The 22,820-nt window shown below is 56.7% G+C and carries 18 protein-coding genes; 8 read left to right on the top strand and 10 right to left on the bottom strand.

What is annotated here, in order from left to right; all coding sequences use genetic code 11:
• Window positions 1-195: 195 nt before the first annotated feature.
• The 5 genes from eutC to SJQ66_RS09475 are packed head-to-tail and all read right to left on the bottom strand — an operon-like array spanning window position 196 to window position 6,295.
• The gene (gene eutC, locus SJQ66_RS09495) at window positions 196-1,044 is read right to left on the bottom strand and encodes an ethanolamine ammonia-lyase subunit EutC (protein ID WP_024903910.1); all 849 of its coding nucleotides are present in this window, start codon (window positions 1,042-1,044) and stop codon (window positions 196-198) included.
• Complete coding sequence (locus SJQ66_RS09490; RefSeq protein ID WP_036010426.1) at window positions 1,041-2,420, bottom strand: ethanolamine ammonia-lyase subunit EutB; 1,380 nt, start codon at window positions 2,418-2,420, stop codon at window positions 1,041-1,043. Before SJQ66_RS09490 ends, eutC begins: the two co-directional genes overlap by 4 nt.
• 33 nt (window positions 2,421-2,453) lie before the next feature.
• On the bottom strand, window positions 2,454-3,590 hold the full coding sequence (locus tag SJQ66_RS09485) for a branched-chain amino acid ABC transporter substrate-binding protein (protein WP_036010429.1): 1,137 nt from the start codon (window positions 3,588-3,590) through the stop codon (window positions 2,454-2,456).
• A 12-nt stretch (window positions 3,591-3,602) separates the two neighbouring features.
• A complete protein-coding gene (locus SJQ66_RS09480) occupies window positions 3,603-4,862 on the bottom strand; it encodes an NAD(P)/FAD-dependent oxidoreductase (RefSeq protein ID WP_024903911.1) in 1,260 nt (419 codons plus the stop codon).
• Window positions 4,862-6,295: an amino acid permease gene (locus tag SJQ66_RS09475; protein ID WP_407691471.1), complete on the bottom strand. Its 1,434-nt coding sequence runs from the start codon at window positions 6,293-6,295 to the stop codon at window positions 4,862-4,864. The genes SJQ66_RS09480 and SJQ66_RS09475 overlap by 1 nt, the downstream gene beginning before the upstream one ends.
• A gap of 268 nt (window positions 6,296-6,563) precedes the next feature.
• Between SJQ66_RS09475 and SJQ66_RS09470 the strand changes: the two genes are divergently transcribed.
• From SJQ66_RS09470 to SJQ66_RS09465, 3 genes are all read left to right on the top strand, one after another.
• Window positions 6,564-7,997 carry an aminotransferase-like domain-containing protein gene (locus SJQ66_RS09470; protein ID WP_320533984.1) on the top strand — a complete coding sequence of 478 codons (1,434 nt, stop codon included), beginning with the start codon at window positions 6,564-6,566 and terminating at the stop codon, window positions 7,995-7,997.
• Between the two features lie 104 nt (window positions 7,998-8,101).
• A complete protein-coding gene (locus SJQ66_RS29640; protein ID WP_024903914.1) occupies window positions 8,102-8,494 on the top strand; it encodes a hypothetical protein in 393 nt (130 codons plus the stop codon).
• Entirely contained in the window at window positions 8,491-10,797 is a 2,307-nt protein-coding gene (locus tag SJQ66_RS09465; RefSeq protein WP_024903915.1) for an ATP-dependent DNA helicase, read from the top strand. Before SJQ66_RS29640 ends, SJQ66_RS09465 begins: the two co-directional genes overlap by 4 nt.
• Window positions 10,798-10,838: 41 nt before the next feature.
• Here the strand turns inward: SJQ66_RS09465 and SJQ66_RS09460 are convergent, their stop codons facing one another.
• Complete coding sequence (locus tag SJQ66_RS09460; protein WP_320533983.1) at window positions 10,839-11,633, bottom strand: SDR family NAD(P)-dependent oxidoreductase; 795 nt, start codon at window positions 11,631-11,633, stop codon at window positions 10,839-10,841.
• Between the two features lie 183 nt (window positions 11,634-11,816).
• Between SJQ66_RS09460 and SJQ66_RS09455 the strand changes: the two genes are divergently transcribed.
• The 4 genes from SJQ66_RS09455 to SJQ66_RS09440 all read left to right on the top strand — a co-directional run bounded on the left by SJQ66_RS09455 (window position 11,817) and on the right by SJQ66_RS09440 (window position 16,047).
• On the top strand, window positions 11,817-12,572 hold the full coding sequence (locus SJQ66_RS09455) for a FadR/GntR family transcriptional regulator (RefSeq protein WP_320533982.1): 756 nt from the start codon (window positions 11,817-11,819) through the stop codon (window positions 12,570-12,572).
• A 12-nt stretch (window positions 12,573-12,584) separates the two neighbouring features.
• Complete coding sequence (locus tag SJQ66_RS09450) at window positions 12,585-13,352, top strand: SDR family oxidoreductase (RefSeq protein WP_024903918.1); 768 nt, start codon at window positions 12,585-12,587, stop codon at window positions 13,350-13,352.
• A gap of 61 nt (window positions 13,353-13,413) precedes the next feature.
• Window positions 13,414-14,712: an MFS transporter gene (locus SJQ66_RS09445; RefSeq protein ID WP_024903919.1), complete on the top strand. Its 1,299-nt coding sequence runs from the start codon at window positions 13,414-13,416 to the stop codon at window positions 14,710-14,712.
• An 87-nt stretch (window positions 14,713-14,799) separates the two neighbouring features.
• Window positions 14,800-16,047 carry an enolase C-terminal domain-like protein gene (locus tag SJQ66_RS09440; RefSeq protein ID WP_024903920.1) on the top strand — a complete coding sequence of 416 codons (1,248 nt, stop codon included), beginning with the start codon at window positions 14,800-14,802 and terminating at the stop codon, window positions 16,045-16,047.
• On the opposite strand, the gene SJQ66_RS09435 is transcribed toward SJQ66_RS09440, so the two are convergent.
• Entirely contained in the window at window positions 16,048-17,193 is a 1,146-nt protein-coding gene (locus SJQ66_RS09435; protein ID WP_320533981.1) for a glycerate kinase, read from the bottom strand. It lies immediately after the preceding gene.
• Window positions 17,194-17,537: 344 nt separating this feature from the next.
• Between SJQ66_RS09435 and SJQ66_RS09430 the strand changes: the two genes are divergently transcribed.
• Entirely contained in the window at window positions 17,538-18,104 is a 567-nt protein-coding gene (locus tag SJQ66_RS09430) for a GNAT family N-acetyltransferase (protein WP_320533980.1), read from the top strand.
• Window positions 18,105-18,162: 58 nt separating this feature from the next.
• Here SJQ66_RS09430 and SJQ66_RS09425 read toward each other — a convergent pair whose 3' ends face one another.
• From SJQ66_RS09425 to katG, 3 genes are all read right to left on the bottom strand, one after another.
• Complete coding sequence (locus SJQ66_RS09425; RefSeq protein ID WP_024903923.1) at window positions 18,163-18,441, bottom strand: CppA family protein; 279 nt, start codon at window positions 18,439-18,441, stop codon at window positions 18,163-18,165.
• Between the two features lie 322 nt (window positions 18,442-18,763).
• Window positions 18,764-19,231 carry a pseudoazurin gene (locus SJQ66_RS09420; RefSeq protein ID WP_024903924.1) on the bottom strand — a complete coding sequence of 156 codons (468 nt, stop codon included), beginning with the start codon at window positions 19,229-19,231 and terminating at the stop codon, window positions 18,764-18,766.
• 52 nt (window positions 19,232-19,283) lie between these two features.
• A complete protein-coding gene (katG, locus tag SJQ66_RS09415) occupies window positions 19,284-21,464 on the bottom strand; it encodes a catalase/peroxidase HPI (RefSeq protein ID WP_407691488.1) in 2,181 nt (726 codons plus the stop codon).
• Window positions 21,465-22,820: the final 1,356 nt, after the last annotated feature.

The following is a 22,820-nucleotide window of genomic DNA, read 5'->3' as shown; positions in this document are numbered from 1 at the left end:
GTAAGCGAACGCGAGCACTGGTCATGTAGATCTGAACAAGTTCTCCTGATGGTCGTATCGAAAGAATGTCATCGCAAGCTAGATGGCATTTTGCCGATGCTGCCCGGCAACGCGCCCTTGATCGGCTTGCTGCTGTGGGTAAAGCGCTATCTAGAGCTGCGCGTTGCCGCAAACGCTTTAACGACGAACCAAGTGTTAAATTTCGTGTTGCGTATTGGATTGGCGCTTGTCTGGGACAATTCTCCGCTGGTCTTCGCCGCCCGGTAATGCTTCGTATCCGCTATCGTCTTTCAGATTGACACCGGTTATCTTCCGCGTGCGCGCGGCATCGGCCAGATACGCGAGCTTGAAGGCCGCCGCGTCGTACGTGAGACCCTCTGGCCTCACGTTAGAGATGCAGTTCCTTTCGGCGTCGCTGCATCCAACTCGTGGAGCGAAAGTCAGGTAGACCCCGAGGCTCGCGGGTGAACTGAGCCCAGGCCGCTCGCCGACCAATACGGCCACCATCCTGGCCTCTAATATTTCGCCAACGACGTCGCCTGCGGCGACTCGGCCCTGGGTGACGATTACAACCGGTCCGATACGCCAGCTTGGCAATCGCGCAATGGTTCGTTCAATGAGCGCCACGGCGTGGTGAGCAACCGCTTGCGATGAAAGACCGTCGCAGATGACAAAAATTAGGTCCGGCTTTGTCTCAATTTGCTTGGCCATTCGGAATAGACGAGATTTACTTTCTTCGTCCAAGTGACGACCAAGGTCGGGTCGTCTCAGAAAGATATCGCGGTTAGTGGCGGCGCTCTTTACTTCAAGCGTCTGTAACGATCGCGTGTGGAAGTCCGCTACCAGCTTGGCGACGTCTAGCGGTGTATGCACCGCATCACGAGCGCGAGCGTGTGCAAGATTAAAAGCCAGCAGCGGCGCGGTGGGTAAGCTGCTCCCTGATCGTCCCAGCGCAATGCGCGCATCGGTAAACTTTCTCAATGCGCCCCATACATCGGGCTTTACATTGCCGTCGTCGTCTCGACGCTTCGGTGTATCGCTCATGAATCGACCCAACCCAGCAGTGGTTGAGTATGCGACTGGCTGCTGATGCGTCCCATTTGATCGATAATCTGCATCGACTCAAGCCAGCTTTCAAACTCTGGTGCTCTCTTCAGTCCGAGTACTTGACGCACATACAGCGCATCATGGAACGACGTGCTTTGATAATTGAGCATGACGTCGTCCGCGCCCGGAATGCCCATTATGAAGTTGATATTGGCAGCACCTAGCAATGTCAGTAACGTATCCATATCGTCCTGGTCCGCTTCAGCGTGATTCGTGTAGCAGATGTCACACCCCATCGGTACGCCAAGCAATTTCGCACAGAAGTGGTCTTCCAACCCCGCCCGAATAATCTGCTTGCCGTCGTATAGGTACTCCGGACCGATAAAGCCGACTACGGTGTTGGTTAGAAAAGGATCAAATTTCCGAGCGACGGCGTAAGCCCTGACTTCACATGTCTGCTGATCTAGTCCATGGTGAGCGTTCGCTGACAACGCGCTGCCCTGACCCGTTTCAAAGTACATGAAGTTGCTTCCCACGGTGCCACGCGCAAGCGAACGACCGGCGTCATACGCCTCTGCAAGAAGCGACAGCGAGACGCCGAAGCTTGCGTTCGCTTTTTCGGTTCCCGCAATCGATTGAAAAATCAGGTCGACCGGCGCACCTCGTTCGATTGCCGCGATTGTGTTCGTTACGTGCGTAAGGACGCAAGTCTGCGTGGGCACGGCATACGCCTGACGGAAGTCGTCCATCATCCGGAGCAATGCAGTGATCGCGGAAAGCGAGTCGGAAGCCGGGTTTATCCCAATCATTGCGTCTCCACTGCCATACATCAAACCATCGATCATGGATGCTGCAATGCCTTTCACGTCGTCGGTAGGATGATTGGGCTGGAGTCGGACGGACAGGTGACCAGGCAGACCCACGGTATTCCGAAAACGCGTCACGACGGGGCGTTTTTTTGCAACGAGGATGAGATCCTGATTGCGCATCAATTTCGATACTGCCACGGCCATTTCAGGCGTTACGCCATTGGCAATGCCGGACAGCGCCGACGCGTCAACATCCTCGCTCAGCAACCAGTTTCTGAAATCACCGACTGTCAGGTGGGAGATCGGCTTGAATGCTGCATCGGAGTGACTATCCACGATCAGGCGCGTGATCTCGTCTTCCTCGTACGGTATGAGCGTTTCATTGAGAAATACTTTTAGCGGCGTTGCCGCAAGCGCGAGCTTCGCGGCAACGCGTTCTTCTTCCGAAGATGCGGCAACCCCTGCCAGTTCGTCACCCGAGCGGCGCGGGCCGGCTTTGGCTAGCAACGATCCTAACCCATCGAACAAGTAGGTTCGCGCGCCGATGGTTTCACGAAAAATCATATGCGGTTCCTGGCAAAGGAGAGTGACAAAACCTTAATTGATTGTCTGCTCACTTTTCCATTCGCCCTGTTTTACCTCGAAGAGCGTGTAAGGCGGATTCACGAGGTCACCGCGAGAGTCGAAGGCGATTTTACCGGTGACGCCCTGGACCGTGACCTTTGGCAACGCAGCCACGATTCTTGCTCGATCGGTTGAATTGGCTTCATGAATCGCTTTGATCATGGTAAGTGCCGCATCGTAGGCAAATGGCGCATAAAGCTCGACATCCTGATTAAATCGCACTTTGTATCGTTTGGCGAAATCAACAGCCGACGGAAGTTTGTCCAGGGCAGGACCGGGCTCCAAATCCTTGGTGCCTTCCCCTGCTGGCCCGGCTATGCTCAAAAACGCGTTGCTTTTGAGCGCCCCAGCACCAAAGAGCTGCGTCTTCATGCCAAGTGAGCGCATTTGCTTCACAAGCATCGCGCCTTGTTCGTCAAGTCCACCAAAGAAGATCAGGTCGACCTTCTTTTGCTTCATCGTTGTCAGGATCGCGCGAAAATCTATCGCTTTGTCGTTTGTGTATTCCCGGCCGACAATATTTCCTTTGACTTCACCGACGCCTTTCACGAAAGCGTCGGCCAGACCTTGGCCGAATGCAGTCCGGTCGTCTATGACACCAATTCTGTTCGCTTTCAATTGCTCGACGGCGAAACGTCCCGCGATGACACCGCCCACGCCATCATTTCCCATCGTCCGGAACACATTGGCAAATCCTTGCATCGTCAGCGCCGGGTTTGTTGACCCAGGTGTGATCATTGCCATATTGGCATTATGATAAACAGCTGACGCCGGGATACTGCAGCCTGAGTTGTAGTGGCCGATCACCCCCACCACGCCGCTGTCGACAAGCTTCTGGGCAACTTGTATCGCAACGCGCGGATCGGCCTGGTCATCTTGCACGTCCAGAACAAACCTGACAGCCTTTCCGTCGACTACAGGCTTACGCGCATTTTCCTCGTCAATGGCGAGTTGCGCTCCGTTCTCCAGGTCTTTGCCAACGCGGGCTACAGCACCGGTGAGAGGTCCGGCGTAGCCAATCTTGATGATTTCTGGCTCCGCGGCGAAAGCGGACGTCTGGGCATATAGCGCGCCAACAGCCAAGCTGATTAGCAGATTGCGACGATTCATGGTGCAGCCCCTTCAGAAGCGGTGGTTGATGGTGTTATGCGAGAAGCGTTTTGCGCTGTAGCGACGCAAATCAATACAAGGTTCTCGACCTGAAATCAGGTCGGCTACAACCGAACCAGTTATGCCACCCAGTGTCAGGCCAAGGTGCTGGTGGCCAAATGCATACACAACGCGCGAGGATCTATGTGAGGTGCCTATGACGGGAAGGCCGTCTGGCAAACTTGGGCGAAAGCCAAGCCATTTTTCACCTGATGGTCCTAGGTTTGGCAAAGCCGCCCGCGCCGACGTCTCGATCAGGCCGAGCAGGTCTTCGTTCTTGCGGTCTACAAATCCTCCGAGTTCCACCGTTCCTGCCGCGCGTATTCCGGAAGCCATTGGCGTCATGTAGAAGCCGCGCTCCGCCCAACCGCAAGGCCGCGATATCAACGATGCGGTTCCCGGAAAGCTCACGTGATAGCCGCGCTCGGTATCAAGCGGGATAGCGTCGCCACATTGCTTTGCGAACCGGCGGGAAAGGGCCCCGGCGCATACGACAACGTGCGATGCTTCAAATTTCTGGCCTGTGTCATCGGAGATAGATACGCCCGTCATCATCGGATCGATCTGGTCAATGCCGTTTCGTTCGTGACGCATTCCTTTTTTGATTAACGATGCGTGAAGCTGTTGCAAAAATCCACGCGGGTCACTCAAGAACCAACTACCGGTGAAAAGTGTTCCTTGTCTGAAAATGGGTGCGAGATTTGGCTCATACTCTTGAATTGCTTCTTTTTCGAGATTGTCAAATTCGATGCCAAGAGACCGTCTCAGTTCCAAGGATGGATACGATGCTTCGAACGCAGATTTGCTGGAGTAGAGATAAAGGCACTCACGTGGCTGGACAAACGCCAATAAGCTGGAGTCGATAAGCATGTCGCGATAGCCTTCTTGCGCGCGGGAAAGTAAGCTCGCTAATGCTTCCGTGCTGTTGCGATAGCGCGACGGCGTTGAAGAAAGCAGAAAGCGCATCAGCCATGGCGCAAGTGTCGGCATGTACTCCCAGCGGATGCGCAAGGGACTGGCTGCCGAAAGCAGAAAGCGCGGAATGCCGGCGAATACCGAAGGGTTATTCACGGGGATGCAGGCGTAGTTGGCAAAAGTACCTGCATTTCCATATGACGCGCCCTCTCCTGGGCCTTTGGGGTCGAACAAAGTGACGTTATGGCCTTCGCGCATCAACCAGTAAGCGCTGGAGAGCCCGATGAAGCCCGATCCGATAATTGCTACGTCGGCCATTACTTTTTCCAGTTCGAGGCGGGTTTTTCGAAATGCGGTGAAACAGATCCCAGGCGCTTTTTGCGTGTGGCAACGTAAATGAGAGACACAACGGCCAGGCTAACAAGGCTCGCCACAAGTTGCATTGACAATTCTTTATCGAAGGCCATGGCGAGGAGTACGCCTGCGATAGCGGCAACCACCAAGTAAGACAGCCAGGGAAATAGCCACATCTTCAAAGAGAGACGCTGAGGTGCCGTTGCCTCTAGTCTTTTGCGGATGATGATTTGCGAGATGGCGATGAACAGATAGACGAAGAGCATGACTGCGCCTGATGCGCTGACAAGGTAAAGAAATACACCCTGAGGCGAAACGATTGCGGCGAGAATCGCCACGTAACCAATGCTGCTGCTTGCAACAACCGCCAAACGTGGCACTTTGCTGGATGTCAGCTTCACTACCCGACGAGGCGCATCACCTTGCTCCGCTAAGCGAAACATGATGCGAGACGATACATAGAGGCCGGAGTTGAGTGCAGACAACACTGCTATAAGCACGATCATGTTCATGATGTCGGCGGCACCATGGATATTCATCACGGACAGCGCCGCGACGAACGGTGACGTGCCAACTTTAATGTGAGCCCAGGGAACAATGCAGGCGATCACAAGCATCGACGCTACATAGAATGTGATAATCCGCAGAATGACGGAGCGAGTCATGGAGGCGACATTCCTGCTCGGATCATCGGATTCGGCGGCGGCGATTGTTGCAATTTCCGCGCCGCCCACGGCAAAAATGACCGTCGGAATTCCCGCGAAGACCGACATCCATCCGAACGGCAGGAACCCGCGATCCGCGAAGAGATTTCTGGAGATATGACTCCAGTCACTGAAGCCAAGGAGGTAGCCGACACCTACAATGATGAAAACCACAATGGCGATGACCTTGATGGAGGCGAACCAATATTCAAACTCGCCGTAGGACTTGACCGACATCAGATTAATTGCGGTCATGAGCGACAGGAGAATCAGTCCGATCACCCACACGGGCAGGGGCACCCAACGTTGCAGAATGCCGGCACCCGCCACCGCTTCGACAGCGACTACAATGACCCAAAAGTACCAATAGAGCCAACCGTTGGTAAATCCAGCCCAGTTACCGAGGGCAAGGCGCGTAAACTCCGTGAATGAGCCCACGCCAGGGCATGCCAGTGCCATCTCGCCGAGCATCCGCATGATGAAGAGTACGACGATGCCTGCTGCGAGGTAACTCAGGCAGGCAGCCGGCCCCATCGATGCAATCGTCGCGCTGCTTCCAACAAACAGACCGGCACCGATGATTCCGCCTAGCGAAATCATCGTCACATGACGCTTGCGCAGTGCGTGACCTAATGTGTTTTGGCTTGGGGCCGTTCGCGTGTTCGAGCGTGGATCAGACTGCAAATCTTTCACAACGGTCTCCAAGGCGTATAAAGTGCTGGTACGATCGCAGTTCGTACAAACATTGAGAAACATACTCACACAAAGTTTTTTTGAACGCAATTACTTGTTTTTGTGTGAATGTAGGCGTTTTCCCCAGCTGCTAACGGGCCTCGTCGGAATAATGCTTGCGAATTCGGGGAATTTAAGATGCGTAAGGCCAAGATTCTGTGATGATGGAGCGATAAGTCAGTGCCGCATTCGTCTATATATGACTTTTTTGTACGGAGATTTTATCTAGATGATTGTCGATGATAGTCACACAAAATCTGCTAAATCGGTTCAAACAAAGACGCGTCAAGCAGCGTATCTGGAGATTTCTCATAACCTTGAGCAGCAAATCAGAAGCGGGCAATACCCTCCCGGTAGCAGATTGCCTCCGCAACGAGACCTGGCTGTTGAGCTGAAAATCAATGTGTCCACTGTGTTGCGTGCATACAAAGAACTGCAGGCACGTGGGCTTGTCGTAGCCAGCAAGCGACGTGGATCCATCGTGACGGGTGGCGCGATGCCCGCCGTGAAATTGGCGCAGGGCCGCAACGAGGAGACATCACGTGGCGACGGTTTGGTGACTGGCGTGGTCGACCTCACAGTGAATCGGCCAGCCACAGGAGCGTTTCTGAGCCAACTTGGTAAAACGATGGCCACGATCGGACAAGATCCCCGTTTTCCCGAAACGCAGGAATATCAGCCGCCACAGGGACCCGATTGGGCCAGGCTGGCGGGAGCGAAGTGGATCTCGACGGGGACGTTCAATCCATCACCAGACAATGTGGTGGTTACGAGCGGCGCGCAACATGGCATATACGCGGTGTTGAGTAGTCTCATGGGACACGAGGGCATCATTCTCTCGGACAAGCTTACTTATTACGGCTTGAAAGCACTGGCGCCTGTCTTCCAGTTCGAACTAATGGGCATTTCGAGCGACGAACAAGGTTTGCTGCCGGATGAATTGGAGGAAGCTTGTCGAACACGTCGGGTAAAAGCGATATTCGTCGTTCCGAACTTGCAGAACCCGAGCGTCGTGACGATGAGTCTTGCGCGACGCATTGCGCTGGTGTCGATCGCCCGCAAGTATCAGATCGTGATCATTGAGGATGACGTGTACGGCCCTCTCGTTAGCAAGCGATTGCCAACTATTTGCAGCCTTTGCCCGGAGCTGACCTTCCATGTCGCGTCGACCTCGAAGATTCTGGCACCTGGGTTGCGGGTGGGATACGTGCTTACACCAACTCACGGCGCCGCGCTTGCCGCTGAGGCTGTGCGAACCACGGCTTGGATGCCGTCGCCTTTATCAACGCTGATTGTCACGCGCTGGATTGAGGACGGCACGGCCAAAATTATTCTGGATGCTCAGCGGACCGAGTTGAAGGCTCGTCAGGAATTGGCAGGGCAGTTACTTCCGAACGAGCTGCTGCGCAGCGACCCAGAGTGCATGTTTGTCTGGTTGCGTGTTCCAGAGCCCTGGCGGTCGGAAGACTTCGCGGCAAATGCCTTAGCTCGCGGCGTCAATACAATGCCTGCCTCTGCGTTCGCCGTGGATCGATCTCCAATCGAGCACGGGGTACGTATTAATCTTGCATGCGCGTCTTCTCGATCGGAATTGTCCCGCGCGCTTGGCACGCTGGCACAGACGCTTCGCGACCGACCTCGGGCCTTATTCGGAACGATCTGAGCCTAGGGGATCATCGCTTGCAGGTGCCAAGCAGCCTCGGGATATCCGGTAAACAATGTCGATCATCACGCGCTAGGGCTTTTCGGTTTTTCCAAACTTGAGTGATGTCGGCGGCTCACAATGTTCGAGGGGGCATCGTCGTCGAGGTCTGCTATGATGCTGTACAAAAACACAGTCTTCTTCGTACCTTGATCCCTGTGCCCGCCGCTCAGTCATACTACCCCTACCATTTCACCTGCGCGATCGATTGGAGCGTGCGGCGTTATCAAGACCTTCTCGATGCGCGCGAGCATGCTGTCATTGCCGCTTTAAAGATACTGCCCGTGGTGTTTCAGGCGTTGCTTATACGCAGGATGACGCGGCGGGGCAGGCATTTCCCGTCGCGCGAGCACCGTTACGACGAAAAAAGATATCCGGTTGACGTTGCCGGCGCCACGATGGAATCGCTTGCTGCAATCGGTCGCGGCGTTACGATAGTTGCAATGCTGTTGCCATGAACTATGTCATTGCCGTGCGCGCCCTCTGCGAATTCACCGCTCGTAGCGGTGATCTCGATATGCGTTTTACCCCGGCGCCCACGGCATCCGAAGGCATGGCTGGGCATGTCACAGTTGCGGCACGCAGGGCGAAAGGGTACGAGGTCGAAGTGGTGTTGTCGGGCGTGTACGGGGACCTTACTGTGCGGGGACGCGCGGATGGGTATGCCAGCGATGAAAACCGCCTCGAGGAAATCAAGACCTATCGCGGTGATCTGGACGCCATGCCTGCCAATCATCGCGCATTGCACTGGGCGCAAGCGCTGGTGTACGGTCATTTGCTCTGTGAATCGCGCGCACTGACGACGTTGACGGTCTCGTTGGTGTATTTCGATATCCGTAGTGAGAAGGAAACCCTGCTGACGCAGTCGCACACGGCGGCGTCGCTTAAAACATTCTTTACCGTGCAATGTGAACGGTTCCTTGCGTGGGCAGTGCAGGAGGATGCGCACCGTCAAGCGCGCAACGCCGCATTATCCGGGCTGGCGTTTCCCCATGCATTCCGGAAGGGGCAGCGTGACATCGCCGTTGCGGTGTATCGTGCCGCGCGCGACGGGGCAAACCTGATGGTTCAAGCGCCCACCGGAATTGGCAAGACTCTGGCGACCCTGTTCCCGCTGTTGAAAGCATGTGCCGAAGAGCGGATCGACCGCATCTTCTTCTTGACGGCAAAGACATCGGGCCGGGCCCTTGCGCTCGATACCGTCGCGTTGTTGCGCGGTGGCGCGAAGGGCTTGCCGCTAAGGGCACTGGAACTGGTGGCGCGTGACAAGGCGTGTGAACATCCGGACAAGGCTTGCCATGGTGATGCCTGTCCGTTGGCGCGCGGCTTCTACGATCGTCTCGCGGATGCGCGCGCGGCGGCATTGGAACATGGACAGTTGACGCGGGAAGTCGTTCGAGAGACGGCGCTCGCACATGATGTCTGTCCGTATTACCTGGCGCAGGAGCTGGCGCGCTGGAGTGATGTCGTTGTTGGGGACTATAACTACTATTTTGACAGCAGCGCATTGCTGTTCGGATTGACTCAGGCCTATCAATGGCAGGTCGCGGTCCTGGTTGACGAGGCGCACAATCTGGTGGATCGGGCTCGCGGCATGTACAGCACGGCGCTTGACCAGACGGTGCTGCGAGAGATCCGGGCAAAAGCGCCCGCTATCCTGAAAAAGCCACTGGATCGGTTGAACCGTGCCTGGAATGCGATCAATCGTGTGCAACAGGAGGACTATCAAGTACACGAGACGATTCCCCAGCCCTTGCTTGCCGCCGTGCAAAACCTAGTGGAAGTGGCAAGCGACCACATGGCGCAGGCTCCACTTGAGGTCCCGCCTGCCGCACTGCGTTTTTACTTCGATGTCATGCATTTCGCCTCCCTAGCGGAAGGATTTGGCAAGCATGCGATATTCGACGTGATGCTGTCGCCCCGGGATCGGGACAATGCGGGCGCGCACGTTCATTTGCCGCGGCAAGGCGCTGCAAGCCGCCCGTTGGAAGCGACCACGCTCAGCGTGCGGAATGTCGTGCCTGCCCCTTATCTCGCGACGCGGTTTGTCGCCGCGCGCGCCACGGTGCTTTTTTCGGGCACGTTGGCACCAGGACAGTTTTATCGGGATACGCTGGGACTGGCGGAAGGCACGGAATGGCTTGAGGTGGAAGGTCCATTTCGCGCGGGACAACTTCGAGTGGAAGTGGTGGGGCATGTGTCCACGCGGTGGCGCGATCGGCAGCGTTCGTTGTTACCCATCACGGACGTGATCGCAGGCCAGTATCGAGCACATCCTGGCAACTACCTTGCGTTTTTCAGCAGCTTCGACTATCTGCAGCGAGTCGTGGAAACGATGGCATTGCGTCATCCGGACCTGCCCATGTGGGCGCAAACACCAGGCATGAATGAAGCCGCACGCGACAGTTTTCTCAATCGGTTTCAGATCGATGGGCGTGGGATCGGGTTCGCGGTATTGGGCGGTGCGTTCGCGGAAGGCGTTGATCTTGCTGGTGAGCGCCTGATCGGTGCGTTTGTCGCCACGCTGGGTTTGCCCCAGATGAATCCCGTCAATGAACAGATGCGGGCATCGCTCGAACAGCGCTTCGGGCGTGGCTATGACTACGCTTATCTGTTTCCGGGGCTGCAGAAGGTCGTACAGGCCGCCGGGCGGGTGATACGCACCGAACAGGATCGCGGCGTCGTCTTCCTGATAGATGATCGTTATCGTCGCGCCGATGTCAGGCGCCTTCTCCCGCGCTGGTGGCACGTGCCCCGTTGATTCGCCATACGGCGGTCGATCCGAGGCACGTTGATCCGGCGTCAGACGATATCGTCCACTACGCCACCATCTACCCGCAATGCCGCGCCGGATGTCGCGGACGCTTGCAGAGAGCTGATGTAGACAACCATATTGGCGACTTCCTCGACGGTAGCCGCGCGTTGAATGATCGATGATGGCCGGTGCGCCATGACGAACGCCTTCGCGATCTCGTCCACTGACTTGCCGGTGCGGGCAACCTCATCCTGCATCATCGCCGCGAAGCCGTCGGAGAGGGTCGGTCCCGGCAATACGGCATTCACGGTGACACCGGTGCCGGCAAGGCGTTTTGCCAAGCCCCGAGACATGGAAAGTTGCGACGTCTTCGTCACGCCGTAGTGGATCATGTCCGCTGGAATGTTGCGAGCCGACTCCGACGAAATAAATACCACGCGTCCCCATCCCTTCTTTACCATCGCCGGGGTCAGCGCGCGGGAGAGCCGCACGCCGCTCATCACGTTCGTCTGCCAATAGCGTTCCCACGTGTCGTCGTCCGTCTCGTAAAAGTCGCGCTGCCCGTAAATACCCGCGTTGTTTATCAAGATATCGATGGGCGGACATTGCGCCACCAACGCCTGGACGCCGTCGTTCGAGCCAAGGTCCGCGGCAGCGACATGCAGGGAAGCATCGGCCACCTGGGCTGCGAGCTTGTCCTTGGCTTTATCCACGGAATTCTTCGTTCGACCGTTGATCACGACCACCGCACCGCTTTCCGCCAAGGCTTTCGCGATCGCGAATCCAATGCCTCCGGTTGATGCGGTGACCAGCGCGGTCTTGCCTTTTAAATCGATTATCACGGAATGGCTCCTTTCATTTGTTCACATCGGTGGCTACCACGCGCGGTACGCATGCAAACCATCATAACGCCATGCATCGAAACGACTGCGGCAGAGAACTTCGAAGTCAAGGGTTTATCCGCATTGAAGGACATTTGTGAGATGCGATAGTTTGTCATTACATCATACGTATGGCAAATAACCATGATGACGGTATATCGGCAAATCTTGGATCGAATTGGCGAGCAGATCTGCGCGGGACACTTTGCGCCAGGGGATGTGTTGCCGGCGGAGCCGGCGTTGGCGGAGCAGATGGCGGTCAGTCGCATCACGATTCGGGAGACGGTGAAATCGTTGTCGGCAAAAGGCATGTTGGACGTGCGTCGTCGACATGGCACGGTGGTGACTCCGCGAGCGCAATGGCAGTTGTTCGATCCCGATGTCATCGGCTGGCGGGCAAAGTCCGGGACTGTGGATGCGACACTGATCCGCGATTTGATGGAATTGCGCCGGATCATCGAGCCGCAAGCGGCGAAGTTGGCGTCGACACGCGCGACGGACGCCGAAAGGCGCGCGGTGCGCCATGCCTATGACGCGATGGCGGAGGCGGTCGCCGGACGAGGTGCCTATGTCCCTGCGGATCTGGCGTTTCACAGTGCGATCTTGCTGGCATGCCACAACCAGTTCATACAGCAAATGCAAACGGCATTGTCCGCGATCCTTCAAGCAAGTTTTGCGCTGAGTTCCGAAGTGGAAGGGGGGCCGGCACGCTCTCTGCCGTTGCACGAGACCTTATGCGTGGTCATTGAACGTGCCGATCCCGATGCGTCGGAAAGGGCCGTGCTGGCATTGATCGATCGCGCGGCGGACGATTTTGCCGACCGCGACCGCCGTTTGCACGCTGCGAATTTCTTCAATCAGTCGGTGGCACCGCAAGCGGCGCGCACCAACGCTACATAAAGGATGCCCCGGATGCGTTCTCTATTCGACCTGACGGGCCGTACTGCACTGGTTACCGGTTCCGCTCGCGGAATCGGCTTTGCATTGGCGCGCGGACTGGCGCAGGCCGGCGCGAAGGTGTGGATCAACGGTACACGCGAGGAAACGGTTGCGTCGGCCGTCGCGACAATACGCGAGGAAGGGTTCGACGTTATCGGACGCCACTTCGATGTGACGGACGAAGCGCAAGTGGTCAGCGCCTTTGAATCGTGGGATGACGCCGGGGTGCGGATTGATATCGTCATCAACAATGCAGGTATCCAGTTTCGCAAGCCTCTAGTGGAGCTTGCGTTGCCCGACTGGCAGCGAGTGATCGATACCAACCTGACCAGCGCATTCATTGTTGCCAGGGAGGCCGCACGCCGCATGATCGCGCGCGGCGCTGGCGGGAAGATCATCAACATCGGCTCGCTGACCAGTGAAGGCGCACGGGCCACGGTCGGGGCCTACACGGCGGCAAAAGGCGGCATCAAGATGCTGACGCGTGCCATGAGTGCGGAATGGGCGCAATCGGACATACAGGCGAATGCAATCGGTCCCGGCTATATCCTCACAGACATGAACAAGCCGTTGGTGGAAGACGCGCGTTTTGATGCATGGGTCAAGAGCAGCAATCCGTCGCAACGATGGGGGCGGCCGGAGGAATTGGTCGGCGCGGCCGTCTTCCTTTCTTCGGCGGCGTCGAGCTATGTCAATGGACAAATCATTTATGTCGATGGTGGGTGGTTGTCGGTCTTGTAGAAAAAAAGCGGCGAATGAAATCGCTTGCCGCACGTAAATAACATTGGAGACGAGGCATATCATGAACGACGTTCAACCGATCGCTACCCGCAGATGGTGGTATTTGATGCCGGTGATTTTCATCACCTATAGTCTTGCCTACCTGGATCGTGCCAATTATGGATTCGCGGCAGCGGCGGGGATCGATAGAGACCTGGGCATTAGCTCCGCGACGTCGTCGTTGATTGGTGCGCTGTTTTTCCTTGGTTATTGCCTGTTTCAGGTGCCGGGCGCGATCTATGCGCAGCGCAACAGTGTGCGCAAGCTGATTTTCTGCAGTCTTGTATTGTGGGGCCTCTGCGCCGCCGCTACTGGCATGGTCAGTAATATTCCCACGCTGATGGTGCTGCGGTTCGTCCTCGGCGTGGTGGAGGCAGCGGTGATGCCGTCCATGCTGATGTATATCAGCCGCTGGTTCACGAAGACCGAGCGCTCCCGGGCAAACACGTTGTTGATCCTGGGCAATCCGGTCACCGTCTTGTGGATGTCGGTGCTATCCGGTTATCTGGTGCATAGTTTCGGATGGCGTCATATGTTCGTTCTGGAAGGGCTTCCTGCGCTCATCTGGGCCGTGGTTTGGTGGTTCACGGTCAGCGAACGTCCGTCCGAGGCCGGGTGGCTGACCACAGACGAGAAGCGTGTGCTACAGGCGCGCTTTGATGCCGAGCAATCTGGTATCGCCCCGGTGCGCGACTACCGGGGCGCGTTTCGCTCGCCGATCGTCTTGAAATGCTGTGCGATTCACGCGCTGTGGAGTGTGGGCATCTACGGCTTCATCATGTGGCTACCGTCTATTCTGAAAGCCGCTTCGACGATCGATATCGTCTCGATCGGCTGGCTGTCCGCGGTGCCTTATCTCGCAGCCATTGTGTTGATGTTGTTGGCCTCCTGGTTGTCCGACCGTACCGGCAACCGCAAGCTTTTCGTCTGGCCATTGCTGCTGGTCGGGACGGCGGCGTTCGTCGGTTCGTACTTGCTTGGCAGCACGCATTTCTGGTGGTCGTTCACGCTGCTCGTGATCGCCGGTGCGACGATGTATGCGCCGTATGGACCATTCTTTGCACTGATTCCCGAATTGATTCCAAGTAACGTGTTGGGCGGTGCAATCGGCCTGGTGAATGCATGCGGCGCGTTGGGTGCGTTTTTAGGTGCTTACCTGGTGGGTTATCTGAACGGCGCCACCGGCAGTCCGGCCGCATCGTACATTTTCATGGCCGTCTCCTTGCTTGCCTCTGTGTTCCTGATGATGACGGTGCCTGGCGGCACGGCATCGCGTCACGTCGGCGAGCGTCCCATGGCAGTAAGTCCCTCGTCGACCTGAGTCGCGCCGCGATACGCCCACGCAGTCGGCGCGATGCATGAAGAGACGTCGACCGAAATCAACCACGTATCAATGACGAAACGTACCGTGACAACACTGATCACTGATTTGAAGGTCATCCTCACCGCGCCGGAAGGCATCAACCTGGTCGTCGTGAAAATCGAGACCAACCAGCCCGGGCTTGTCGGCTATGGCTGTGCGACATTCGCCTATCGTCATCTGGCGGTCAAATGCGTGTTGGAGGATTATCTGCGCCCGTTGATTATCGGACGTGATGCGCATGCGATCGAGGATCTATGGCAGTTGATGCATCAGAACGGCTATTGGCGAAACGGGCCAATCGAGAACAATGCCATCTCGGGTGTTGACATGGCGTTGTGGGATATCAAGGGGAAGGTGGCGGGCCTGCCGTTATATCAACTGTTTGGCGGTAAAAGTCGGGAGGCCGTGCCGATTTACCGGCATGCGGAAGGGCGGGATGTGGCGGCATTGTGTGACACGATCGCCCGCTATCGTGAGGAAGGTGTCACGCATATACGATGTCAAAGTGGCGGCTATGGCGGCGGCGGTTTCGGCAAGGCGCCAATGCATGCGCCGCACGGTGCGCCAGACGGTATTTATCTCGATGCCCGGCAATACATGCGCGACACGCTGAAGTTATTTGATGGCCTGCGTCGGAGGCTGGGCTTCGACGTCGAACTGATCCACGATGTCCATGAACGTCTTGCGCCGATCGACGCGATTCGCTTCGCGCGTGCGCTGGAGCCGTATGCGTTGTTTTTCCTCGAGGACGCGATTCCGCTGGAAGAGGGCGAGTGGTTGCGGCAGCTTCGCGCGAAGACGACGACACCGTTGGCACAGGGTGAATTGTTCAATCACCCCTTCGAGTGGCGTACGCTGATTGCCGACCGGTTGGTCGATTTCATCCGAGTGCATTTGAGCCAGATAGGCGGGATCACGCCAGCCCGCAAGCTGCAGATTTTTGCCGAACAATATGGTGTGCGCACCGCGTGGCATGGACCAGGTGACATGTCTCCTTTCGCCCATGCAGCGAATATCCATATCGATCTGTCCGCGCGCAATTTTGGTGTCCAGGAATGGTCCGGCGTGGAACCGCCGAATTTCGTCATCCAGGAATTGAAGGGGCCGCACGCGGCGTTACTGGATGTTTTTCCAGGTTTGCCGGAATATCGGCACGGCTTTGTCTATCCGAACGACGCACCAGGCCTTGGCGTGACGCTCGACGAAGCACAGGCAAAAAAGTTTCCCTGCTCGAACGCCGTCACAACCTGGACGCAAACCCGTCTACGCGATGGGACGTTACAGACGCCATGATCAATGCTGGCAAAAACGCAGACGTGTCAATTGCGCGGCTGCGTTGTGCAACAAAATCGATGTATCCGCCATGGCCGCTTCGAGCGACATCGGACCATCGTTGATTGCAAAACAGCCCGCGAAGTGTTGCCCGAGCAACGGACCCGCATCCCGGGCAATCGCGCCGGACAGCAAGGTTGCCGGTACGCCGGCGGCCCGCGCGCGCATCGCTGCGGCGAATGGCGCCTTGCCGCGCAACGTCTGTGTGTCCGACCGACCCTCACCGGTGATTAACCAATCGGCGCCCTCGAGTGCCGTGCGAAGATCGATTTGCTCCGCAACGATGTCGGCGCCTGATTGCAGCGTGCCACCCACCATGCGGATTGCAAATCCGAGACCGCCCGCAGCCCCTGCGCCGGGCGCATTCGAATATGCGCAACCCATTGCGGCTTCCAGTAGCCTGGCAAAGCGGCCGATGGCGGCATCGTGAGCGTTGGCACTGTCGGCGCGTATCCCTTTTTGCGGTCCGAATACATGCGTTGCACCGTGTGGACCTGTCAGCGGATTATCGACATCGGCCATACCGACGAGCCGGCATTTCGCCAGCCTGGCATCCAATCCCGATGCGTCCACGCGCATCACGTGCGGCAGACTGTCCAGCGTGGGCATCATCCGGTTGCCCGCCGCATCGAATATTCCCACACCAAGCGCGCTCAGAAAGCCCGCACCACCGTCATTGGTGCTGGTGCCTCCCAACGCGATGAAGCAGGTGCGAATACCCCGGTCGAGTAATTGAGATAATGCCTCACCGAGCCCCGCGCTGCTGCGTGCCGTCACCGGCACGGACATGCCTGCCGGGTCGGTAATGCCGATAATATCGGCGGACTCGACAATGGCCGCGCCTTCCGGCGTGAGCCCCGCTATCGTTTTCCGACACGCGCCACCTGCGCCTTGCACCTGCAACGGCAGACATTCCCCTCCGTTGTACAGTAAGGCGGCGCGAGTGCCTTCGCCGCCATCTGCCATGGGGTATTCCCGCACCACCGCATCCGGTAGCACGGTTCGAATCCCGGCGGTAATGGCGCGCGCGACGCCTTCCGCATCAAGGGCACCTTTGAACGAGTCCGGTGCGACGACGATGATGGGTTGGGCAGCAGGTATAGGCATGGCGAGCGACGGGAGAACGGAACCAACCGTTACTGTACCGGATCAACCGGGCGGCGTTGCAGGCGGTGAATGCAGAAACTCTTGGCGACGTCCTGCCGAGACGATACAAGCGCCCTATCTGGCATTCGGGACAGTGGATGCGAGTTTGTGTTTTCCGATCCGCATCGTTGTCCTGGTTGTCGTACGCAAGCGATCCTGATGACATAGGATAGCGGGCGCGAAAACCGGTCACCGTCGTCGGTGGTGGGCAGATTAGCCGTATGGCCATATCGTCAGGCGTGGCAGGGAACCGGGAGCATCGAACGTTACACTCAGCACCTGGTAAAACGTTGTTGGGAGACAGCATGTATTTCTTGCGGAGGGCCGACCCGGCCGACGCGGATGCGCTACGCGTCCTGACCGCGGATGATGACGCCGCCTGGGGATATGCATGCCCGTTACTGCCTTCTACGGAATGGTGGCGTAACAAAATCAAGCGTGCCGAGGGCCTCGGTTTGTTTATCGTCGCTCAGCGGTCGAACAGCAATGAGCTCGTGGCTTTCATCGAGATTGGCAATGACGGTTTTCAGCCGATGCGGCGTCACGTCGGATCAATTGGGTTGTGTGTACGCCGGGACTATCGACGCAAGGGCATCGGTCGTGCGTTGTTGACAAAGGCGATCGAGTGGTCCGATCAATGGCTTGCCTTGTCCCGTTTGGAAATTACCGTATGGGAAGCCCATGTCGCCGCGATCAGTTTGTACGAGGCACTCGGCTTCGCGCGAGAAGGCGTACATCCGGCGTACGGCCATGGCGCGGGCGGCTATCGTTGCGCGGTATCGATGGCCCGTCTCAAACCGTCGGGTTCGACCGATGCCGCAATGGCGGAGGCGGTAGCAACCAAACATCAGGCAACGACACTGATCGCCTAGTGAGTTGGTATCTCTTCGCACCATGCCGGCTTCGTCCTGAGTACACCCCATGCCATCGTTACTGGGGCTTACCTGGCGTTGTGCCGCCAAGGCTTTCGCGCATCACGGCAAGATAATGATCGGCCACGGAAAACCGGGCGTGATCGCGAGGTAGTGCACGGGGTGACGGTGGCTTCAATCCCAGATAGCGGCATACTGCCGACACATACGGTTTTGGGTGATTTTCTGAACTGAGTCGATGGGCGGCGGCTGTCAGGCGCGGTGCTCCAACTTGCTCAAGCAACCATTTCAGCAGTTGACGGTCTCGTTCATTGATGACGCGAATGAGGTGTTCCATCGTTGGCTCCCAGTTGGCACTTCATTACTGTATAAATATACAGTAATTGTGGCAAACCTGCCAGACTCGGCCAGAAGGTCTAGCCCACAATGGTGCCGATGTTGCGCATGGGCAAAAGCCTTACCACCGCACTGCCAAAGGGGAGCAGTCTTTCGGATCAATTGACCGTGGGACTGTTTCGATAGCAAAAACGAGCATTGACGCCATCGTTCGCGCTAAATCAACCTACCCATCTCGCAACGGATCCTCGATAGTTGTTCGCAATCGATACGCGTATCTGCTAGCCAGGTACGACCGTTCGTGGTTTCGTGCCCAGCTTGTGCTAGGGACTTTTAGCCGCGGTCCGCTTGGCATCGAGTTCAGCGAAAAGCCGGTCGAAACGGGCTTTCGCATCGCGGGGTTGCGCGACATTGCGGGCTGCTGCCTCGTTCACGGGATCCCCGACCACCACCAGTCCCACCATGCCCATCATGTAATGCGGGACGCAACGATAGCCGTAGACGCCTGGCCGATCGAACTTCACCGTCAGGTCTTCACTGACCTTGCCGGCGAACGGTTTGGCGCCGTCCGGAATCATGCCGGGAATCGATTGAACGCTATGTCCCTTGTCGAAAGCCACGAAATGCACGCTGTCGCCCGGTTTGACGTGGACGATCGCGGGTGCGAATCCCCGTTCACCGTTCGAGTCTTCGTTCAGCATCTTGACTTCGGCGTCGGCGGCAAGGCAGCCGAATGACGCTAGCAACCCGAAACTCAGGATTGCTGCGGAAATCCTCGATTTGTGACGCATACGTTTCTCCTGCGCTCCGGCCGAAAGAAGCACTCTCTCGGCCTTGGGGATATCAATCTCGCTTCAAGTCGAAGCGGTCGAGGTTCATCACTTTCGTCCATGCACCGACGAAATCACGCGCGAACTTTTCATGTGCATCGTCCGACGCATAGACTTCGGCGACCGCTCGCAGCTCGGAGCTTGAGCCGAACACCAGATCGACCGGGCTTGCCTTCCATTTCAGGCTACCCGTCTTGCGATCGTGTCCTTCGTACACGCCGTCGTCGTTCGCGGACTTTACCCACTGGGTCGACATATCGAGCAGATTCACGAAAAAGTCGTTGCTCAAGGCGCCTGGTCGGTCGGTCAGAACACCGAGCCTGGCATGGCCGGCATTGGCATCCAGCACGCGCAGGCCGCCGACCAGCACCGTCATTTCAGGCACCGTCAGATCGAGCTTGCTCGCCCGGTCGACCAGCAGATCGGCGGGCGAACGGTCGTTACCGGTCGCATAGTAGTTGCGGAACCCGTCGGCGGTCGGCTCGAGTACGGCGAAGGAATTGACATCGGTCTGTTCCTGCGTAGCATCCGTTCGCCCCGGCGAGAAAGGTACCTTGATGTCGTAGCCGGCCTTGTTCACCGCATCTTGGACCGCGGCGTTACCGCCGAGCACAATAAGATCAGCGAGCGATACCTGTTTGCCGTCGGTTCTGTTGCGATTGAAGTCGGCCTGGATGCCTTCCAACGTTTTAAGGACACCGGCCAATTCCGTCGGGTCGTTGACCGGCCAGGCATTCTCCGGAGCAAGCCGGATGCGCGCGCCGTTTGCGCCGCCCCGATAATCGGTTCCGCGGAACGTCGCGGCAGATGCCCACGCAGTCTTGACCAACGCCGATTTAGGCAGCCCGGATGCCAGTATCTTGTTCTCTAGTGCCGCCACGTCCTTCTGGTCGATCATCTTGTAGTGGGCGGAGGGAAGTGGATCCTGCCAGATCAGATCGGCGCTGGGTATTTCCTTGCCGAGATAACGCGCCTTCGGTCCCATGTCACGATGCGTCAGCTTGAACCACGCCTTGGCAAAGGCCAGCTTGAACTCCTCGGGATGTTCTTGAAACCGCTTTGCGATTCGACTATAGGATGGATCGACTTTCAATGCGATGTCCGTCGTGAACATCATCAGGGGATGCAGCTTCGACGGATCGTGAGCATCCGGTACGATGTTCTCCGCGTCCTTGGGCTTCCATTGATGCGCACCGGCAGGGCTCGTGGTCAGCACCCAATCGTGCCCGAGCAAATTATCGAGATACTGCATCGTGAAGTGCACGGGGTCGGCCGACCAAGCGCCTTCAAGACCGCTCGTGACCGTGTCAGCGCCATTGCCGGTGCCGCACTTGTTGACCCAGCCAAGGCCTTGCTGCTCGAGCGCCGCTCCAGCAGGCGCGGGGCCGACGCATTTAGCGGCAGACACTGCGCCATGCGCTTTCCCGAAAGTGTGGCCTCCTGCAATGAGTGCCAACGTCTCTTCGTCGTTCATCGCCATGCGGCCAAATGCATCACGAATGTCTTTTGCCGCGGCAACCGGGTCCGGCTTGCCGTTCGGCCCTTCCGGATTGACATAAATCAATCCCATTTGCGTTGCGGCCAGCGGCTTTTCGAGTTTCCCGCTTTTATCCCGATTGCTTGACAAGAACTTAGTGCCGGCACCCCAATAGACCAAGTCGGACTGCCAATCATCTTGCCGGCCACCACCGAAGCCGAAAGTCTGAAAACCCATGGATTCGAGCGCGACGTTGCCTGTCAATACCATCAGGTCGCCCCACGAAATCTTCTCGCCATACTTTTTCTTGATTGGCCACAATAGCCGCCGTGCTTTATCGAGATTGGCGTTGTCGGGCCAGCTATTGAGGGGTTCGAACCGTTGCTGGGCGCCATCGGCGCCGCCCCGGCCATCATACGTGCGATAGGTGCCAGCCCCGTGCCATGCCATGCGGATAAAAAACGGCCCATAGTTGCCATAGTCTGCCGGCCACCAGCTTTGTGACGTCGTTAAGGCGGTTTTGATATCGGCCTTCACGGCGTCTATATCGAGACTATTGAATTCCTTAGCATAATTGAAGTCCTTGCCGTACGGATTCGACTCAATATCGTGCTGACGAAGTGGCGAAAGATCAAGCGTCTCCGGCCACCAGAAGCTATTTGGTCGTGGCGTGCCATCGGCCCACACCAGAGTGGTTGTAGTTCCAAGCGTCGTGATCGCTAGGATTGCAGTGGAATATTTAATCAGGTGTGCTAGTCGTATTTTCACTTTGATTCCCTTTAAGTGATGTTGAGGCCTGGCGCGGGGGACAGTATCGACGCTTATTTGAATCGATGACCAATAGAAATATTTCATGGTGTTTATAAATTCGCGCTATCAAATGCAGTCACTTTGTATCAGTCTTATGTCTCTCAAGTCGTGTTAATGTTTGATGAAAGTTGAAGTACTATAACGCATGGAATTATTTATACGATCAACTAATAAAAGTGCCTGATGGGTGGTTTGCTTTGCAGTTGCCTTCCATCTTCCATGGGGCAATCGAAGGTAGCATCTTCACGCTACCACGCGGGATGTATCGTAATGAAAGCTTGTGCACCACCGAATAGGCTGTGCTCGACGCGTAATGGAACGATGATCCCGATTGATCATATTGTTCGGATATGTTCCCAACGGATCGTGATGGGCTGTTGGCCAGCAGTGTTGATGCGCTTTAGCGTGGCCGGGATCATGGTGTTTTTATCAACCGTTACCGTCTTGGGTAGATCGATTTGCGTCCGCCCTCAATGGCATCCCGGTGCTGGGCGCTCGACCAACAGTGCATCGTCGTGTTCATTTGAGCGTCTTCCTGATGATTTAGCGCAGTTTCTAACGTCTTGCCGCACCAACGCACCAATGCTGTTGGCGCCATTGATGTTACGTGGAAAAGTAATCTCCCGATTGACCGCGCACGCTTGTTTCGTCGCTGATCCCAGTAGCGTGTTGGAGGGTAGTGCTAACGAGTAGAACAAAAACGCGACAGTCCAGTTCAGACTTACCTAGTGACGGCTAAACGCCGATGAGCGTGTCGGTTGCATCGACCATGGCATGTTTTTCAGATAAGCGGGGCACGGTGTTGGCTGTTATACATTGATCGTCGCGCTCCTTGGGCTATTCCTGTGCAAGTCGTCGTACTTGTCGATGTGCATGTTGCGAGAGCGCACGGTAACTGATATATCGACGCCCTGATTCAATTCATGCTGCACATCCCCAAAGCTGAAACACGGGATTTTTATAAATGCTTGTGCCTTATTAACGAAGTCACATTGCCGCCGCTCGGTTTAAAAAATAGATAAGCAGGCCGGCCGCCGATAGATCGGTTACGGGACTGTTATAATAAAGAAAGCGAATTAATCGATAAAGTTTGGCCAATCGATTCGATACAAGGTCATTGCAGTCGATTGCCGCAGGCAAGCGGTCACCTTGCTAGAGTAAAAAGGGGGGCTGGGAAATGTGCAGGTGTGGCACTAACCAAAAAGTAAGTAATTGTTCTAGGAGCATGGAAGTAATACCATCCAAGCGATACCCTAGCGTTAT

The sequence above is a fragment of the Robbsia andropogonis genome (assembly GCF_034047095.1).
GTDB classification, from domain to species: domain Bacteria; phylum Pseudomonadota; class Gammaproteobacteria; order Burkholderiales; family Burkholderiaceae; genus Robbsia; species Robbsia andropogonis.
The sequence above is the reverse complement of the archived record's forward strand: the minus strand, read 5'-3'. Positions and strand labels throughout refer to the sequence as shown.

Bases quoted from the DNA above. Each gene is read 5' to 3' on its own strand.
- eutC (WP_024903910.1), bottom strand. From the start codon at position 1,044: ATGAGCGATACACCGAAGCGTCGAGACGACGACGGCAATGTAAAGCCC.
- SJQ66_RS09490 (WP_036010426.1), bottom strand. From the start codon at position 2,420: ATGATTTTTCGTGAAACCATCGGCGCGCGAACCTACTTGTTCGATGGG.
- SJQ66_RS09485 (WP_036010429.1), bottom strand. From the start codon at position 3,590: ATGAATCGTCGCAATCTGCTAATCAGCTTGGCTGTTGGCGCGCTATAT.
- SJQ66_RS09480 (WP_024903911.1), bottom strand. From the start codon at position 4,862: ATGGCCGACGTAGCAATTATCGGATCGGGCTTCATCGGGCTCTCCAGC.
- SJQ66_RS09470 (WP_320533984.1), top strand. From the start codon at position 6,564: ATGATTGTCGATGATAGTCACACAAAATCTGCTAAATCGGTTCAAACA.
- SJQ66_RS29640 (WP_024903914.1), top strand. From the start codon at position 8,102: ATGTCGGCGGCTCACAATGTTCGAGGGGGCATCGTCGTCGAGGTCTGC.
- SJQ66_RS09465 (WP_024903915.1), top strand. From the start codon at position 8,491: ATGAACTATGTCATTGCCGTGCGCGCCCTCTGCGAATTCACCGCTCGT.
- SJQ66_RS09455 (WP_320533982.1), top strand. From the start codon at position 11,817: ATGATGACGGTATATCGGCAAATCTTGGATCGAATTGGCGAGCAGATC.
- SJQ66_RS09450 (WP_024903918.1), top strand. From the start codon at position 12,585: ATGCGTTCTCTATTCGACCTGACGGGCCGTACTGCACTGGTTACCGGT.
- SJQ66_RS09445 (WP_024903919.1), top strand. From the start codon at position 13,414: ATGAACGACGTTCAACCGATCGCTACCCGCAGATGGTGGTATTTGATG.
- SJQ66_RS09435 (WP_320533981.1), bottom strand. From the start codon at position 17,193: ATGCCTATACCTGCTGCCCAACCCATCATCGTCGTCGCACCGGACTCG.
- SJQ66_RS09430 (WP_320533980.1), top strand. From the start codon at position 17,538: ATGTATTTCTTGCGGAGGGCCGACCCGGCCGACGCGGATGCGCTACGC.
- SJQ66_RS09425 (WP_024903923.1), bottom strand. From the start codon at position 18,441: ATGGAACACCTCATTCGCGTCATCAATGAACGAGACCGTCAACTGCTG.
- SJQ66_RS09420 (WP_024903924.1), bottom strand. From the start codon at position 19,231: ATGCGTCACAAATCGAGGATTTCCGCAGCAATCCTGAGTTTCGGGTTG.